Genomic DNA, 15,311 nt, shown 5'->3' with positions numbered 1-15,311 from the left:
TGCTCAGTTGCGGAACTGCTCGTTGGGCGCGGCGATATTGCCCTTGAGCGAATCGGGTAGCTGGACCCGCTCGCCCACCGACGTCGACTTCACCGCGGCGATCGGCGCGGAGGGCGACGCCCCCGGCGCGACCACTCGCCAGATGATCCCACCGGTATCGTCGCTGACCAGCAGCGCTCCGTCCTTGGCCCAGCTCACCCACACCGGGCGTCCGTGCGCGCGCTCGTCTTTCGCCAGGAACCCGGTCAGCAGCGGCACCGGCGGCTGGGGCGACGCGTTGCCGCGCGCGTCGAACGCGACGAACACCACATCGTAACCCGACAGCGGCTTGCGGTTCCACGATCCGTGGCGCGCGATGAACGCGCCGTTGGCGAACCTGGGGCCCAGCAAGTTGCCGCCTTTGGCGAACACCAGCCCGAGCGGCGCGGTGTGGCTGCCCAGGGCGTATTCGGGCTTGCGGATGTAGTTGAGGGTGTATTCCGGAGCGGGTTCGTTGACCCGCATGTCGAGGTTGTCCTTCCAGTAGACCCACGGCCAGCCGTAGTGTGAACCGAACGGGACATCGGTCAGGTAGTCGGGGACGAGGTCGGAGCCGAGCATGTCGCGCTCGTTGACCACCGTCCATAGCTCGCCCGAGGCCGGGTTCCAGTCCATCCCGTTGGGATTGCGCAGCCCCGCCGCGTAGATCCGGTGGGTCTTCTTGGCGAAATCGTATTCGTGGATCGCGGCGCGGCCGGTCTCCTTGTCGATCCCGTTCTCGGCGATGTTCGATGACGAACCCACCGCGATATAAAGCTTCGAGTTGTCGGGCGAGAGTAGCAGGTTGCGCGCCCAGTGATTGCCGTTGCCGGGCAGATCCATCAGCTTGACCGGATCGCCCGTGAGCGTGGTCTCGCCGACTTTGAACGGGAAGCTCAGCACCGCATCGGTGTTCGCGACCAGTAGTTGCGAGCCCTCCGGGGTTTCGCGCAGTGCCATACCGTATGGGGACTTGAGGCCGCTGCGGAACAGGATCTTCTGCTCGGCAACGCCGTCGCTGTCGCCGTCGCGCAGCAGCTGGATGCGATCGGGCGAGCCGCCGCCCGCGCCGACCTTGTTCATCATGTAGTTCATGACGATCCCGCTGATGCCTTTGACAGGGCGCGGCTGGCTGTTGGTTTCGGCGACCAGGACATCGCCATTGGGCAACACCAGCATCGTGCGCGGGTGGTCGAGGCCGACGGCGAAGCGGCCGACCGCCAACCCCGGCGCGGGCATGGGTGCTTCGTTCGCCTTCCACCCGATCGGATCGGCGGTGACGATCGTCGGGATCGTCTGCGCGTCGGCCTTGGCCAGCGTCGGGTGCGGGCCGGAAAGCTGGGCATCGCTGAGCTTACCGGTGTCGGGACGGGTGACGAGCCACAGCGCGATTCCCGTGACGACGACGATTCCGATGATCCACAAAGCGATCTTGCGCAGCATTGCGTTGGTGTTCCCGTTGTTTGGCCGGAGACGTAAGCGCCCATCCCGCCGTCCGCAACTCCCCTTGCCCGCGCGCACCTCCGCTCCTAGCTGACCGGGATGTACGATTTTGCCGCGAGCGCCGATCTCCCCAAACCCGAGCTCTACCGCGAGCTGATCATGGCCGCCGACGCCTTGACCGCGGGGGAGTTTGATGGTGTCGCTAACATGGCTAACATCGTGGCGCTGATCTGGCAGTTCGTGCCGCGGCTCAACTGGGCGGGGTTCTATCGCGCGCAGGGATCGGAGCTGGTGCTCGGACCGTTCGCGGGCAAGCCCGCCTGCATCCGGATCCCGTTCGGTCAGGGAGTATGCGGGGCCGCGGCGGCTTCGGGCGAGACCCAGCTCGTGCCCGATGTCCACGCTTTCCCCGGCCACATCGCCTGCGACGCGGCCAGCCGCGCGGAGCTGGTGGTGCCCGTGCTGCGTGAGGATCGCATCTTGATCGCGGTCATCGACCTCGACAGTCCCGAGCCGAGCCGCTTCGACGGCGACGACGCGCGCGGGATCGAGGCGCTGGCGGCGCTGATCGCCGCGAGAATCTAGGCCCGAATTGGGACGCCGTCGGGGGCGCGGCAGGCGCCCCGTGGTGCGCCGCGGGTTGCGATGGTAGCCAACCGGCGAAGGGCGGCGTCATCGGGTCGCCCCCGGACAGGGGACTCGTTCGATGCCCGCCAAGACCTTTGCCAGGGGGATCGCCATCGCGCTGGTGCTCGCTGCCACCCCGGCCCTTGCCCGCCACGACCGCGCCATCGACTACCCCGCCTCTCCGGCAAATTTCACGCCCCCGGTGCAGAACGCATTCCAGGTCGACCGGGCGCTTGCCGAACGCTGCGGACTGCGTGACGGGTCGATGCGGCCGCATCTGACCCCCGCCTATCTTCGCGACGGCTATGGTCGCCGCCGCGATGACGGCCTGGTCGGTGCCGCGATCGGTGGCGTGACCGGCGGACTGATCGGCAACCGCATCGCCGGACACGGCGACCGCCTGCTCGGCACCACGGCGGGGGCGGTGGTCGGGGCCGCCGCCGGGGCGGCGATCGACCGCGCCGAGGATCGTGGGGCCATCCGATCTCCCGCTTTGTCAGACGACCCGCAAGCCTATGGCGGCGAGTGCGACGCCGTGCTCCCCCCAGGCTACATGCTCGTATCGGTTCCCGGCGAGCAGGATTGCCACGATGAAGTCGTCACCCGCGAGGAATGGGTGCCCGAATAGGTGACCATTCCCCGTCGCGCGCCAGCCCGCGCCCCGGCGCGCGTCAAGCGAACCAAGCTGCGCCTCAGCAAGTAACCGGGCGCTACAGCTTGCGCCCGATCAGCTCCTTCATGATCTCGTTGGTCCCGCCGAAAATCCGCGTGACCCGCGCGGCGCGCCAGGCGCGCGCGATCGGGTATTCGTTCATGTAACCCGCGCCGCCGTGGAGCTGGAGGCACTTGTCCATCACCTCCCACTGCAGTTCGGTGTGCCACAGCTTGGCCGCCGCGCCTTCTTCGGGGGTCAGTTTCTTCTTCAGCAGCCGCACCAGCGCCCAATCGAGATGCGCCCAGCCGACCTGGAGCTTGCTCTTGAGGTCGGCGAGCGTGAAGCGGGTATTCTGGAAATCGATCACCGGCTTGCCGAACGCCTTGCGGTCGCGGGTGAACTCGACCGTGTCGTCGAACGCGCGCTGGGCGCTGGCCTGGGCGCTCACCGCGATCGATAGCCTCTCCTGGGGAAGCTCGCTCATCAGGTAGACGAAGCCCTTGCCTTCTTCGCCCAGGCAGTTGGTGATCGGCACCCGAACATCCTCGAAGAACAGTTCGCTGGTGTCGGCTTCGTCCTGGCCGATCTTGTCGAGGTTGCGGCCGCGCTTGAAGCCCTCGCGGTTGGCTTCGACCAGGATGATCGAGACGCCCTTCCACTTCGGCTCCACCTCGGTGTCGGTCTTGGCGCAGACCAGGATCAGGTCGGCGTTCTGGCCGTTGGTGATATAGGTCTTGCTGCCGTTGATGACGTAGTGGTTGCCGTCCTTCCGCGCGGTGGTGCGGATGCCCTGGAGGTCCGAACCGGTGCCCGGCTCGGTCATCGCGATCGCGGTGATCACTTCGCCCGCGACCATCCGCGGCAGCCATTCGCGCTTCTGCTCCTCGCTGCCGTAACTGACGAGATAGTTGGTGACGATGTCGGACTGCAGCGAGAAGCCGGTGGTGGCACGCCCGTAATAGGCGCTCTCCTCGTCGACGATCGCATTGTAGCCGAAGTCGAGCCCGAGCCCGCCGTATTCCTCGGGCACCGTCGGGCAGAGCATTCCCAGCTCGCCGGCCTTGGGCCAGATCGAACGCGGGACGATGCCGGCGTCGGCCCACTCCGCGGCGTGCGGCGCGACCTCCTTCTGGAGGAACTGGCGCACGGTCTGGCGGAAAGCTTCGTGGTCTTCGGTATAGGCGGTGCGGGCGAGCTGATCGAGCGACATGGCGGTGAGGCCCCTCTCCTGGTTTGGTTGGCGCCGGTGTGGCCGCGCCGCCGGTGAGGGTCAAGCGGGTTTAATCGTTCGGTTAAAGACAACCGAGAAGTCGCACCGCGCGACTTTAGCGCCGATTGCGCCCGGCGAGCATGGCGCCCGATGTGGCTCGTTCGCCAGCGGTGTCTTGCGCGAGCACGCCCGGCATGGCGGCACGGCATTCGAACCGTGGCAAATCGTCGGGCGAGGTCGCGGCATCGAGCTGCGCGCGATCGATCTCGGCCACGCATTGCGCACCGTCCTCGCCCGCCACGGCCAGGCTGCGATCGCCGCCGCCGGCGTTGAAATCGACCACTCCGTCGAAGCCGGCCATGGTCTGCTCACCCGATGGCAGGGCCTTGATCAGCGTGCCGGGGGCGACCGGCTGTCCGTTCGGTCCGATCAGACGGATTTGCCGCGGAATAAAGCGCACCACGTCGAGCGCCACGAGCCCGACTGCTCCGCGCGGGACGATGATCCGCTTGCGCGTGTCGCGCGCCAGCGCATCGACGGGGAGCTTGTCTGGATCGATGTCGAAGCTGATCGGCACTTGCGCCGGGATGTTCTCGACCAGCAGCAATCCGCCGCGCGCGGTCACGCCGGCGGGGCGATTCTCGCGCATCACCGTCACTCCGGCAATGGTCCCGGTGCGCACCAGCGCATAGCTGCCCCCGGTCTGGTTGCGCGCGAACACCCCGCCCCCCGCGATCAGCAGCGATCCGCGCGCGTTGGCCCGAAACCCGAAGTTTCCGCCGACGCGCTCGGCCTGGCCTTCGATTCGGCCATAGGGACTGCGATAGGCGACGCTGCCCGAGGTGCGGGTCGTCGGGCCATAGGTCCGCTCGAACGCATAGCCGACCGAATTTCCCTCGATGTCGTGCTTGGACAAGGTGCTCGAACCCGACAGGGGGGCCCCGGTGCCTCCGCTCGCCGAACCCTGGAAGTTGCGTCCACCGCCAAGTTGGATCGAAAGGCCCGCAAACCCGGTGAACGCGCTAGTTTGACCGCGGCGATAGCCGAACGAGCTGAAAACATCGATGCTCCGGCTGATACGGGTGCGAAACGAGGCGTTGAGCAGGTCGCTCTTGCGCTCGAAGGCAGGAAACCGGGGATCGAAGCGGCGCTCCTGGCGCGAGGCGGAAAGCTGGATCTGGTTCATATGGCCCAGATCGAAGTTGAGCTGACCGACGAACTGCTTTGGCGGCAGGGGGTCGCCGAGCTTGCTGGCGACGTCGCGATAGCCCGAACTGGGCAAAATCGCGCCAATTCGTCCGGAAATGCGCCTGCCGCTCGATTCCAGCCCCAGATTGAGCAGCGTTCCGCTCGTCTTGCCCACGGAATCGCGGCTGTAGCGCGCCTCGAGCGTCGCCAGCGCGAGTCCGCCCAACACGACATCGCCCCGGGCCCCCGCATTGACGAGGCCCGAGGTCCACTCCGCGGTGCCCTCGACGGTCAGCCGCGAGGAAATCCCGCGACGGTAGAATGCGCTGCCGGTGAGGGGCCCGTAGTCTTCGCCACGCAGCCCGTATCGTCGTCGGACGAACCCGGCGTTGACCGCGAACTCGCTCAAGTTGCGTGCCAGCAAGTTGCGCGAAACGTAAAACTTCGTGCTTTGAATGACTTCGCGGCCCAAGGCATCGCGCACGATCACCGCGACCTCGCCGCGCCCGCTGTTGGCGGGGACGTTGCGCACGGTGAACTCGCCGGGCTGGATGTCGCCGAGCTTGTAACGCTGGTCGCCGTTGATCAGGTCGATGCCCGTGGGCACCGCGACCTGGCCGGTAAAGCTGGGCAGCGGCGTGGTGATCAGATCGGGGCGCAGGCTATAGTCGGAGGCGATCTGCAGGCCGCCCAGCCGCAGCGCGCGCTGGCTCTGCCCGCCGGCCGAGAAGAAATCGCCCGCGGTCGCGGTCAGACCGCGCCGCGGGAGGAGTATCTGCAGTTGAGTGTCGAGCCGCAGCAGCTTTCCCGTCCCCGGCGCCGGACTCGTCGCCACTTGAAACCCGCTGGTCAACGCGACGTTGCCGCGCACCAGCGCTGCTGCGACCAACCCCGCAGCGTCGGTGCGGCCGCGGGCCAAGGTGCCCGTCAAGTCGTAATCGAAGCGTAGCGCGGTCAGCGGCGCGGATATGCCGTCGCGCTTGGGCGGCCGCGACAGATCGATGTAGTTGTCGCCGTCGCCCTTGCGCAAGAGCTGGACGTCGAGCCGCTGGTGGGTCGGGTCAAAGATCCATTTGGCGATCTGAAGCGAAGCGAGCGGTATCATGCCACCGCTGGCGGCCGCCACTGGGAGCCCGGCGGCGCGGGCGGCGGCGGCGTCGATCGTCAGCACGCCATCGCGCCACGCCAGTTCGACCAGCCGCGTGCGGACATCGCCGTCGATGGATATCTCGGATAGCCCGGGCCCGCTGCTCGCCGCGACGCTTTGTGCGGTAAGCCCCGGGGGGAGAGCGAACGGATCCGATTGCGCGAGGGCGGGAGTTCCGCCGCTTGCTGCCGCGAGAACGGCAGCGCAGAGCGCTAGGAGCCGTTCACCCGCAAACGGGCGAAGCCTGGACATTGGCCATTCGGCCATCGACCTGAGCGACTATCGTGACCGGCCCCAGCGCGCAGCCGTTGGCGATCGGCCAGGCGATGGCGGAACTGCCCTGAACATAGCGCAGCGAATTGCGCTGGACCGGGACGACTTTGCCCGCGGCGGTCTTGACCTCGATCGAAACGATCCGCGCAGTCGCGCCCCCGGCATTGCCGACCTCGATGGTGTCGGCGCCGATCCGCCAGTCGAGTTGGGCCGGCGCAGCGGTATCGCGGTCGAGGAAGACTGGGATCGTAAAGCGCAGCCGGGCCTCGGCCGAGCCGGACTGGGCCAGCGTCGGATCGGGCAATTGATCGACCGCGAGCCGAAAGCGCTTCTCGCCGGGCGAGGCGGCGCCGGTGCGCAGCAGGCGAACGATCTGGGTGGCGCCCGGCTGGATCGCGACGATCGCCGGAGAAATCGTCAGCGCCGAACTGGGCGTGAAGTGGTCCTCGCCACCCTCCTGGCTCCAGGCGAACAGCCGGGTCTGGACGGGTACGGGCCGGTCGGAGGTGTTGGTCAGCATCACCGTGGCGGCGGGCTTCGCTGCATCGAGCTCGAGCCGCAGCGGAGCGATATTCAGCCGCGCCATTCCCGGCACCGATGGTGCAGCGGGAGCGGCTGGCTCGTCCGCATGAACCGCAGGCGCGGTCAATGCGAGGAACGACCCGCCTGCCAGGATCAGGGCGAACAGGCGCGATGAAACGACAGGTCGGGTCATTCAGGTCTCCATTGGCTTTTAGAAGGTGACGGTGACCGTCACGGTATCGGTGTAGGCACCCGCGCCGACCGAGGTCGCGCTTGACGGAATGCGCCCGTAAGCAATGAGCGACACGAGCCCGCTGGTACCGGCCGCGCCCGCGACGGTGTTGCCGCCGATACCCGAATTGCTGCCCCAAGCCGTCGTGCGGCCGGCGTTGCTATAGATGTTGTACGGAATCTTGGTCGGCGTCACGGCACCGTTCGAAAGGTAACGCTGGCCCGAAGCGGCGTTCAGACCCATGTCAAGCGCGACATCGTAGGTCGCGCCATTGGTGCACACCAAAGAGATCGACGAGCTGGTGTCGATATCGCTGCCACCGATCGCGGTCGGCGCGCCGAACGACATCGGCGTGGCGGCGACGGTGCACGAATTGATCACATTGACCGAAACCGGCATCGTGTTGGTGGCGGTGGCGGCAAGCGCCGGAGTTGCAGCGACGGCGGCAACAGCGGCCAGCCCAAGAAAAATGTTACGCATGATGTTTGTCATCCCCAAAAGTCTCGGCCTCAAAGCCGCGCCCTCCATGCGCATCGAACGATTGAAATTTGGCTAATGGTTACGAAGAAATTCGCATCGCCTTCGGGGATAATACCTAGATCGGTATGGTTAACATCGGGTAACCGCCGCGGCTGAAATCGCGCAAATTCAAATCTGGGGGGACATTGGGCGGGGGGCTCGCACCTTTGAGAGCCAGGTTCGCGCGTGCGCGTCAGAAGGTGACGGTTACGGTCAGCGTATCGTTGTAGCTGCCCGATTTGAGCGTCTTGACCGAGTTTACCCGGCCATAAACGGTCATAAGAGCGACGCCGGTAACCCCCGAGTTGCCGCCGACGTTCTTGGTCCCACCGGTACCCCACACGGCGCTGCGCGGGGGATCCTTGTAGACGTCGTAATTGATGTAGGCGTTGTAGCCCGCGTTGTAGACCCGGCGGTTGATCCCGTTGGCATGAAGCCCGGTATCAATATCGATCGTGTAGGCCGTGTTGGGCGGACACTTGATCGTTATCGTCGACGTCGAATCGACGTTGCTGTTGGTCGGCACCGGGATCAGGAAAATCAGGGGAGCCGCGCTGACGGTGCAGCTACTAACGGGATTGACCAATACGCGGAACTGGCTGGTCGCGCGTCCGGCGGCGGCGCACGGCGACGCGACCAGCGCGCAGGCGCTCGCCATCATCAAAGCTGCGCCCCAACGCCCGCTGATCATCCCGATCCCTCCAAGTCGCAGCCCCCTTAAAGGAAACCACTTAGGCGAAGGTTAAGGGCGCGGTGACTTTATCCGGAAGGCGTGGCGCGAACGGCCGGCTACGGGACGGGATCGATACTCAAATCCCGCCGCCGGTTAGCCGCTGGCAAACCAGATCGAGCTGATCGAGCGTGCGATAGCGGATCGTAACCGCCCCCGAACGCGGATCGGCATCGGCGGCGATCGTCACCTTGAGTCCGAGGAAATCCTCGAGATGCCGCTGGACCGCGGCGATGTCGGCGTCCTCGACCGGGTCGCGCGCCAGACGAGCCTTGCGCGCGGGCGCCTCGCCCTCCCCCCTCGCCAAGACGCAGCGCCTTGCGCGCCAGGCGCTCGGTGGCGCGCACCGACAGTCCGCGCGCGACCACGTCGCGTGCGAGCGCGGCGCAATCGGGCGCGTTGATCAGCGCGCGGGCGTGGCCCATCTGCAACCGGCCGTCCTGGAGCATCGCCTGGACCTCCGCGGGCAGAACGAGCAGCCGCATCAGGTTGGCGACATGGCTGCGCGACTTGTCGACCATCTTGGCGACGTCCGCCTGCGACAGCCCGTCTTTGGTGGTAAGTCTTTGATATGCAGCCGCTTCTTCGATCGGATTGAGATCCTCGCGTTGAAGGTTTTCGATCAGTGCGAGCGCGGCGACATCGCCATCGCCGAGCTGACGCACCAACGCCGGAATTTCGTGGAGCCGCGCCCGCTGCGCGGCTCGCCAGCGGCGCTCGCCCGCGACGAGTTGGTAGCGTCCCGACCCCAGCGGGCGCACGATGACCGGCTGGATCACCCCGCGCTGCGCGATCGAGGCGGCCAGCTCGTCGAGCGAGGTTTCGTCGAAATGGCGACGCGGCTGATCTGGATGCGGCTCGATGTTGGCGGTCGCAATCAAAGCGAAGCCATCGGTGGTGCCTCGATCGGCTTCGGCCGTCTGGATCAGCGGCTCCTCGCGCCGCACTTCGCCCATCAACGCACCGAGCCCGCGACCCAGACCACCGGGACGCTTCTTGGCCGATGCGGGAACCGACAGGCGGACCAGTTCGTCGTTGGTCATGCGGCGATTCTCCGTTCGGGCAGGCGCGAAAGCAGTTCGCGGGCGAGCGCCATGTAGGCCTGCGATCCCGCGCAGGCGTGGTCGTAGATCAGCGCCGGGAGACCGTGGCTGGGTGCTTCCGACAGCCGGACGTTGCGCGGAATCACGGTCTCGAAGACCAGCGGGCCGAGGCACGAGCGGACGTCGGCGGCGACCTGGTCGGTCAACCGGTTGCGGCGGTCGAACATCGTCAGGACCACGCCGACGATCCCCAACGCGGGATTGAAGCGCTGCTGGACCTGCTCGACCGTCTTGAGCAGTTGCGACAGCCCCTCCAGCGCGAAGAATTCGCACTGCAGCGGCACCAGCAAGGTGTCTGCGGCGGTCAGCGCGTTGAGCGTCAGCAACCCCAGCGAAGGCGGGCAATCGATCAGGCAGACATCGTGACGCGAATCGCCCTTTAGCGCGGTCTTGAGCCGATCGGTCCGTTCGGCGACGTTGACAAGTTCGACCTCCGCCCCGGAGAGATCGACGGTAGATGGGACGATGTCGAGGCCCGGAATCCGCGTGGCCCGGAATGTCTCGTTCAGCGGACGCCCGTCGATCAAGAGGTCGTAGGTGGAGTTTTCGCGTTCGTCGGCGGTGATGCCGATTCCCGTGGATGCGTTGCCTTGTGGATCGAGGTCGACGAGCAGCGTCCGCCAGCCGGTCGCCGCCAGCGCGGTCGCGAGATTGATCGCGGTGGTCGTCTTGCCCACCCCGCCCTTCTGATTGGCGATAGCCATCCGAATCATGTGCGCTTTCCCTTGAAATCGGGGGGCACGCCGCGACCCACGAGAATGACCGAATCGGGATCGGTGAGACTTTGTTCCACGTGAAACATGGATTTGACCGTGTTTGGCATTTCCAACAGTTCCTGCCGCCCCTTTCTGCCTTTGGGCAACAGCCATTGTGTTTGCGATGTGGAAAAGCGTGCCGATAAAGCGATCAGCCGCGCAAGTGGCGCAAAGGCGCGCGCCGAAATGGTCGCTGCCGGGATCGTCTCCATCGCCTCGAGTTTGCCTCCGAACACGCGGGCGTTGGTGATGCTCAGCCTGTCGATTGCGCTTTCGAGCCAGGCGATTCGCCGGTTGCGGCTTTCGACCAGGATTACCTCGCCGGCTGGACGGCAGAGGGCCACGACCAATCCGGGAAATCCAGCTCCGCTTCCCAGGTCGAGCCAAGTCCCACGGGATGTTTCACGTGAAACATGGATGAGTTGCGCCGAATCCGCGAGATGACGCACCCAGACCTGCGCGAGCGACGTGTCCGAAACCAAGTTCTGAAGCATGTTCTCGGCGCGGAGAAGTTCAACAAGCCGGTCGAGCCTGGCGAGTGTCGCCGCGTCGCACCCCAGCACCGAGCCGAACCAATCGCGCGCCTCGCCCTCGCTGGCCAGCGTCATGCCGCGGTGTGCTGCCGCGCGTGGATCAGCAAGACCGCCAGCGCAGCCGGCGTGATCCCGGCGACCCGTCCTGCTGCGCCAAGCGTCAACGGCCGTGCGGCGCCAAGCCGTTCAGCCATCTCGTTCGACAGTCCAGGGATCGCGGGATAGTCGAGTGTGCCGGGAAGGAGCAGCCCCTCGCTCGCCCGCAAATCGCGCAATTCGGCATCCTGGCGTGCGAGGTAGGGCGCGTAGACTGCGTCCTCCTGGATCTCCTCGGCCAGCACGGGGTCGGTAGGTGCAGCTTCGCCCAGCACGGTGGCCAGAGTCACCCCGGGAAGGCGGAGCCAGTCGCGCAGGCTGCGACGCTCGCCCGACCCTGTCGGCAGATCAAGCTCGGACGCGGTGGCTGAGTGATCGAGCGCAACCTCGTGGCGCATCCGCTCGTCCTCGCGGCGCCCAAACCACTCGGCCCGCTCCGAGCCGACACATCCCGCGGCCAGCGCCAGTGGGGTCAATCTGGTCGAGGCGTTGTTAGCGCGCAGCCGCAACCGGTACTCGGCGCGGGCGGTCAGCATCCGGTACGGCTCGCTGACCCCGTGAAGTGTCAGGTCGTCGATCATCACCGCCATATAGCTGTTGGCCCGGTCGATCGGGGCGGACTCCCTGCCCAACGCGTTCGCCGCGGCGTGCATGCCGGCGACCAGGCCCTGGGCCGCCGCTTCCTCGTAACCGGTGGTCCCGTTGATCTGGCCAGCGCAGTAGAGGCCGGGAATCGCGCGCAATTCGAGCGAAGGCCGCAGCGCCCGAGGGTCGATATGGTCGTATTCCACCGCATAGCCGGGCACGGTCATCTCGACCTGGTGGAGCCCATCCATCGTCCGCAACATCGCAAGCTGAACGTCCGCGGGTAACGAGGTGCTGATGCCGTTGGGATAGACCGCGTGATCGTTCAGGCTTTCGGGCTCGAGGAACACCTGATGTCCGTCGCGGTCAGCGAAGCGGTGAATTTTGTCTTCGATCGACGGGCAATAGCGCGGGCCCCGGGCATCGATCGCGCCGCTGAACAACGGCGAGCGATGGAGGTTGGCGCGAATGACGTCGTGGCTTCGCTCGTTGGTCCGGGCGATCGCGCAGAACAATTGAGGATTGGCGCGGCGCGAGCTGAGCGCCGACATCGTCCATGGCGCGGCGTCGCTGGCTTGCTCCGGAAGCTCGGCCCAGTCGATCGTCCGCCCATCGAGCCGGGGCGGGGTGCCGGTCTTGAGCCGGGCCATCGGCAGCGCGGCGTTGCGCAATTGCGCGGCGAGCCGCTGCGCCCCGGCCTCACCGATCCGCCCGCCCGCGAAGGTCTCCTCGCCACGAAACATCCGCCCGCCGAGGAAAGTGCCGGTGCACAGGATCACCGACGCTGCGGTAAGCACCGAACCGTCGCCAAGTTCGACACCCTGGACCCTGCCGTTCGCGAGGCTCAACCCGGCGACTTCGCCGCCGACGACGGTAAGGCCGGCCTGCTCGGCCAACATCCGCTGGATTGCGCGCCGGAACAAGCCTCGGTCGGCCTGCACCCGCGGCCCCTGCACCGCGCTCCCCTTCGAGCGATTGAGCATGCGGTAATGGATCGCCGCCGCGTCAGCAGCGCGCGCGATCAGGCCGTCGAAGGCATCGACCTCGCGCACCAGATGGCCCTTGCCCAGCCCGCCTATCGCGGGATTGCAGCTCATGGCGCCGAGCGTGGCCGGATCGAACGTGACCAACGCGACCCGTGCACCCATCCGCGCGGAGACCGCTGCAGCCTCGCACCCGGCATGCCCGCCGCCGACAACGATGACATCGAACTCGCTCACGACCGCGCCGTTACCCCACGCGATAGCCGTGGTCAAAAGCGGCCTGTTCCACGTGGAACATCACTTGCCGATGCAGAACCGGCCGAACAGCGCATCGAGCATGTCTTCGGTGCCGCTGCGCCCGATCAGCCGATCAAGCGCGAGGCGGGCGAGGCGGAGGTGTTCGGCGGCGAGCAGCGGGTCGGGGTGGTGGGCGGCGCTGGCGACGGCTTCGCGGCATTCGCCAAGCAAGCGGCGCTGGCGTTGACCGAGGGCCACCGCGCCCGGCGCGGGCATGGCGACGCGAGCGGTGGCGACGAGATCTGCACAAAGCGAAGCGATGCCCTCACCCGTCAGCGCGGAGACGGCGTGCCGGGGATCGGCGACCGCATCCCTATCGGGGCGGTCGCACTGCGGCGCGAGTTGCCAGGCCCCGCCCGGTCGCTCGTCCGCTGCCCCAAGCCACAGCACGAGGTCTGCCGCGGCGCTCGCCGCCTCCGCCCGCGCGATCCCGATACGCTCGACCGGATCGGCGCTATCGGCCCTTAGCCCCGCGGTATCGACGAACACGAACGGCACCCCGTCGAGCGCGACCGGCTGCGTCAAGAGGTCACGCGTGGTCCCCGGAATAGGGGTTGCGATAGCCGCCTCGGTATCGGTCAACATGTTGAAAAGTGTACTCTTTCCGGCATTCGGCGGACCCGCGATCACCACCCGGAAACCGTCGCGCAGCAATTCTGCGTGTGGCCGCGCGAGCCAAGCCGCCAGCGCCTCGCTCAGATCGCGGCAATCGGCTTCGAACGCCGCGGGCAGCCCGGCGACGTCGTCCTCATCGGCAAAATCGAGCGAGGCCTCGAGCTGGGCGGACAAACTCAGGACCCTGTCCCGCCAGCCTTCGACCAGGCGCGACAATTCGCCCGAAGCCATCGCCAGCGCGCTGCGCCGCTGGAGTTCGGTTTCGGCGGCGAGCAGGTCGGCCAAGCCCTCGGCCTCGGCGAGATCGATCACTCCGTTGGTGAAGGCGCGGCGGGTGAACTCCCCAGCCTCGGCACGGCGCAGCCCGGGCAACCCGGCCAGCGCGCGCTCGATCGCGGCGACTACCGCGCGCCCGCCGTGAAGGTGAAGCTCGGCGCTGTCCTCCCCGGTCGCGGTGCCCGGTCCCGGCAACCACAACACCAGCGCGCGATCGAGCAGCGAGCCGTCGCCAGGATCGCGCAGGCTCGCGGTGCTCGCCCGGCGCGGTACGGGCAGGCGCCCCGCCAGCGCGCGCAACGCCTCCCCGGCATGCGGCCCGCTGATGCGCACCACGGCGATGGCCGCAGGCGGAGGCCCGCTCGACAAGGCGAAGATCGTGTCGCTCATCGCCGCAGCGAGAACGTCCGGCGCGGCTTCAATCGCCGTTGCGCTTGCGCCCGCCCTTGGTGGCCGCGTCGGCCATCGCCGCCAGCGCGCCGGGCCCGTTCTCCATGAACTGCTGGAACAGCTTCATCCCGATCTGGCCCATCGGCGCGAGCTGCTGTGCGTAGTCCTGCAGCTTCTCGACGTCGGACACGCCCTTCATCGCCTTCGACACCGCATCGACATAGACCGCGTTGGCCTTGCTGACGTCGGGAAAGCCCAGAAAGGTGCGGGCTTCCTCGGGGGTGCAATCGACCTCGACATGGAACTTCATGGACGCTCTCCTCCCCCTGCGGCGTGCAGCCTGTCACACGGCCTTGGCAAAGTCCAATCGGCGCGACTAGGCTGATCCGGACTTTGCTGGCGAAGGATTGAGACGATGGGCGATACGACGACAATTCCGGCACTCGATGGCGACGGGGCCATTCCCATCTATCTCGCCCGCCCCGCGGGTCCGCCCCAAGCCGCGATCATCGTGGTGCCCGAGATCTTCGGGGTCAACGCGGGCATCCGCCGCAAGTGCGACGATTGGGCCAAACTTGGCTACCTCGCGCTCGCCCCCGACATCTTCTGGCGGTTCGCTCCTGGGGTCGAACTCGATCCCGACGTGCCCGAGCAATTGCAGCAGGCATTCGGCTATTTCCAGCAATACGACGCCGACGACGGGGTCAAGGACATCGAGGCCGCGATCCACCATCTGCGTCGCAGCGAAGGCTGCGCCAAAGTCGGGCTCGTCGGGTTCTGCCTGGGCGGACGGCTCGCCTATATGGCGGCGACGCGAACCGATATCTCGGCCTCGGTCGGGTATTATGGCGTCATGATCGACCAGATGCTCAACGAAAGCCACGCGATCGCCCACCCGCTGATGCTGCACATTCCCACCGCGGACCACTTCGTCGGGCCCGAAGCCCAAGCCGCGATCCACGCCGGCCTGGACAGCCACCCGAAAGTCGCGCTGCACGACTATCCAGGGCTGGACCACGGGTTCGCCGCAGAAATGGGTGACCGCCGCGACGAAGCTGGGGCAAAGTTGGCCGACCAGCGCACGCGCGACTTCTTCGCCCAGCATCTGGCCTGA

At 66.9% G+C, this 15,311-nt stretch carries 15 protein-coding genes and 1 pseudogene; 4 read left to right on the top strand and 12 right to left on the bottom strand.

The annotated features are described in order from the left end of the window. Positions 1–3 precede the first annotated feature (3 nt). Positions 4–1,461: a sorbosone dehydrogenase family protein gene (locus GKE62_RS10415; RefSeq protein WP_154692184.1), complete on the bottom strand. Its 1,458-nt coding sequence runs from the start codon at positions 1,459–1,461 to the stop codon at positions 4–6. 99 nt (positions 1,462–1,560) lie between these two features. Here GKE62_RS10415 and GKE62_RS10410 point away from each other — a divergent pair, with 99 nt between their 5' ends. Together GKE62_RS10410 and GKE62_RS10405 are read left to right on the top strand one after the other, a co-directional pair. Next, entirely contained in the window at positions 1,561–2,046 is a 486-nt protein-coding gene (locus GKE62_RS10410) for a GAF domain-containing protein (protein ID WP_154692183.1), read from the top strand. Positions 2,047–2,167: 121 nt separating this feature from the next. Next, entirely contained in the window at positions 2,168–2,716 is a 549-nt protein-coding gene (locus GKE62_RS10405; RefSeq protein ID WP_154692182.1) for a glycine zipper 2TM domain-containing protein, read from the top strand. 82 nt (positions 2,717–2,798) lie between these two features. Here the strand turns inward: GKE62_RS10405 and GKE62_RS10400 are convergent, their stop codons facing one another. The 4 genes from GKE62_RS10400 to GKE62_RS10385 form a co-directional block, all read right to left on the bottom strand. Further along, complete coding sequence (locus GKE62_RS10400; protein ID WP_154692181.1) at positions 2,799–3,953, bottom strand: acyl-CoA dehydrogenase family protein; 1,155 nt, start codon at positions 3,951–3,953, stop codon at positions 2,799–2,801. A 115-nt stretch (positions 3,954–4,068) separates the two neighbouring features. After that, a complete protein-coding gene (locus GKE62_RS10395; protein WP_154692180.1) occupies positions 4,069–6,540 on the bottom strand; it encodes a fimbria/pilus outer membrane usher protein in 2,472 nt (823 codons plus the stop codon). Continuing rightward, positions 6,512–7,276 (bottom strand): molecular chaperone, encoded by a 765-nt coding sequence (locus tag GKE62_RS10390; protein WP_154692179.1) that lies wholly within the window; start codon positions 7,274–7,276, stop codon positions 6,512–6,514. The genes GKE62_RS10395 and GKE62_RS10390 overlap by 29 nt, the downstream gene beginning before the upstream one ends. A gap of 18 nt (positions 7,277–7,294) precedes the next feature. Continuing rightward, entirely contained in the window at positions 7,295–7,714 is a 420-nt protein-coding gene (locus tag GKE62_RS10385) for a spore coat U domain-containing protein (protein WP_230206626.1), read from the bottom strand. Between GKE62_RS10385 and GKE62_RS18985 the strand changes: the two genes are divergently transcribed. Further along, the gene (locus GKE62_RS18985; RefSeq protein WP_230206625.1) at positions 7,698–7,871 is read left to right on the top strand and encodes a hypothetical protein; all 174 of its coding nucleotides are present in this window, start codon (positions 7,698–7,700) and stop codon (positions 7,869–7,871) included. The two genes, GKE62_RS10385 and GKE62_RS18985, sit on opposite strands and share 17 nt — an antisense overlap. 156 nt (positions 7,872–8,027) lie before the next feature. On the opposite strand, the gene GKE62_RS10380 is transcribed toward GKE62_RS18985, so the two are convergent. From GKE62_RS10380 to GKE62_RS10350, 7 genes and pseudogenes are all read right to left on the bottom strand, one after another. Continuing rightward, positions 8,028–8,525: a spore coat U domain-containing protein gene (locus tag GKE62_RS10380; protein WP_154692177.1), complete on the bottom strand. Its 498-nt coding sequence runs from the start codon at positions 8,523–8,525 to the stop codon at positions 8,028–8,030. A 118-nt stretch (positions 8,526–8,643) separates the two neighbouring features. Further along, positions 8,644–9,607 (bottom strand): annotated as a pseudogene (locus GKE62_RS10375) (ParB/RepB/Spo0J family partition protein). Further along, on the bottom strand, positions 9,604–10,380 hold the full coding sequence (locus tag GKE62_RS10370) for a ParA family protein (protein ID WP_154692176.1): 777 nt from the start codon (positions 10,378–10,380) through the stop codon (positions 9,604–9,606). The pseudogene GKE62_RS10375 and the gene GKE62_RS10370 overlap by 4 nt, the downstream one beginning before the upstream one ends. After that, entirely contained in the window at positions 10,377–11,030 is a 654-nt protein-coding gene (gene rsmG, locus GKE62_RS10365; protein ID WP_154692175.1) for a 16S rRNA (guanine(527)-N(7))-methyltransferase RsmG, read from the bottom strand. Before rsmG ends, GKE62_RS10370 begins: the two co-directional genes overlap by 4 nt. Beyond that, on the bottom strand, positions 11,027–12,856 hold the full coding sequence (gene mnmG / locus GKE62_RS10360) for a tRNA uridine-5-carboxymethylaminomethyl(34) synthesis enzyme MnmG (RefSeq protein WP_154692174.1): 1,830 nt from the start codon (positions 12,854–12,856) through the stop codon (positions 11,027–11,029). The genes rsmG and mnmG overlap by 4 nt, the downstream gene beginning before the upstream one ends. 60 nt (positions 12,857–12,916) lie before the next feature. Continuing rightward, on the bottom strand, positions 12,917–14,197 hold the full coding sequence (gene mnmE, locus GKE62_RS10355; protein ID WP_154692173.1) for a tRNA uridine-5-carboxymethylaminomethyl(34) synthesis GTPase MnmE: 1,281 nt from the start codon (positions 14,195–14,197) through the stop codon (positions 12,917–12,919). A 28-nt stretch (positions 14,198–14,225) separates the two neighbouring features. Further along, on the bottom strand, positions 14,226–14,507 hold the full coding sequence (locus GKE62_RS10350; RefSeq protein ID WP_154692172.1) for a DUF6489 family protein: 282 nt from the start codon (positions 14,505–14,507) through the stop codon (positions 14,226–14,228). Positions 14,508–14,612: 105 nt separating this feature from the next. Between GKE62_RS10350 and GKE62_RS10345 the strand changes: the two genes are divergently transcribed. Continuing rightward, on the top strand, positions 14,613–15,311 hold the full coding sequence (locus GKE62_RS10345; RefSeq protein WP_154692171.1) for a dienelactone hydrolase family protein: 699 nt from the start codon (positions 14,613–14,615) through the stop codon (positions 15,309–15,311).

It is taken from the genome of Novosphingobium sp. Gsoil 351, assembly GCF_009707465.1.
Classification (GTDB): domain Bacteria; phylum Pseudomonadota; class Alphaproteobacteria; order Sphingomonadales; family Sphingomonadaceae; genus Novosphingobium.
Note: the sequence above shows the minus strand (reverse complement) of the source record. Positions and strands in the feature narration are given on the sequence as shown.

Coding starts and splice junctions, on each gene's coding strand:
- GKE62_RS10410 (WP_154692183.1), top strand. CDS start 1,561: ATGTACGATTTTGCCGCGAGCGCCGATCTCCCCAAACCCGAGCTCTAC.
- GKE62_RS10380 (WP_154692177.1), bottom strand. CDS start 8,525: ATGATCAGCGGGCGTTGGGGCGCAGCTTTGATGATGGCGAGCGCCTGC.
- GKE62_RS10370 (WP_154692176.1), bottom strand. CDS start 10,380: ATGATTCGGATGGCTATCGCCAATCAGAAGGGCGGGGTGGGCAAGACG.
- rsmG (WP_154692175.1), bottom strand. CDS start 11,030: ATGACGCTGGCCAGCGAGGGCGAGGCGCGCGATTGGTTCGGCTCGGTG.
- GKE62_RS10415 (WP_154692184.1), bottom strand. CDS start 1,461: ATGCTGCGCAAGATCGCTTTGTGGATCATCGGAATCGTCGTCGTCACG.
- GKE62_RS10395 (WP_154692180.1), bottom strand. CDS start 6,540: ATGTCCAGGCTTCGCCCGTTTGCGGGTGAACGGCTCCTAGCGCTCTGC.
- mnmE (WP_154692173.1), bottom strand. CDS start 14,197: ATGAGCGACACGATCTTCGCCTTGTCGAGCGGGCCTCCGCCTGCGGCC.
- GKE62_RS10390 (WP_154692179.1), bottom strand. CDS start 7,276: ATGACCCGACCTGTCGTTTCATCGCGCCTGTTCGCCCTGATCCTGGCA.
- GKE62_RS10400 (WP_154692181.1), bottom strand. CDS start 3,953: ATGTCGCTCGATCAGCTCGCCCGCACCGCCTATACCGAAGACCACGAA.
- GKE62_RS10345 (WP_154692171.1), top strand. CDS start 14,613: ATGGGCGATACGACGACAATTCCGGCACTCGATGGCGACGGGGCCATT.
- GKE62_RS10350 (WP_154692172.1), bottom strand. CDS start 14,507: ATGAAGTTCCATGTCGAGGTCGATTGCACCCCCGAGGAAGCCCGCACC.
- GKE62_RS10385 (WP_230206626.1), bottom strand. CDS start 7,714: ATGCCGGTTTCGGTCAATGTGATCAATTCGTGCACCGTCGCCGCCACG.
- GKE62_RS10405 (WP_154692182.1), top strand. CDS start 2,168: ATGCCCGCCAAGACCTTTGCCAGGGGGATCGCCATCGCGCTGGTGCTC.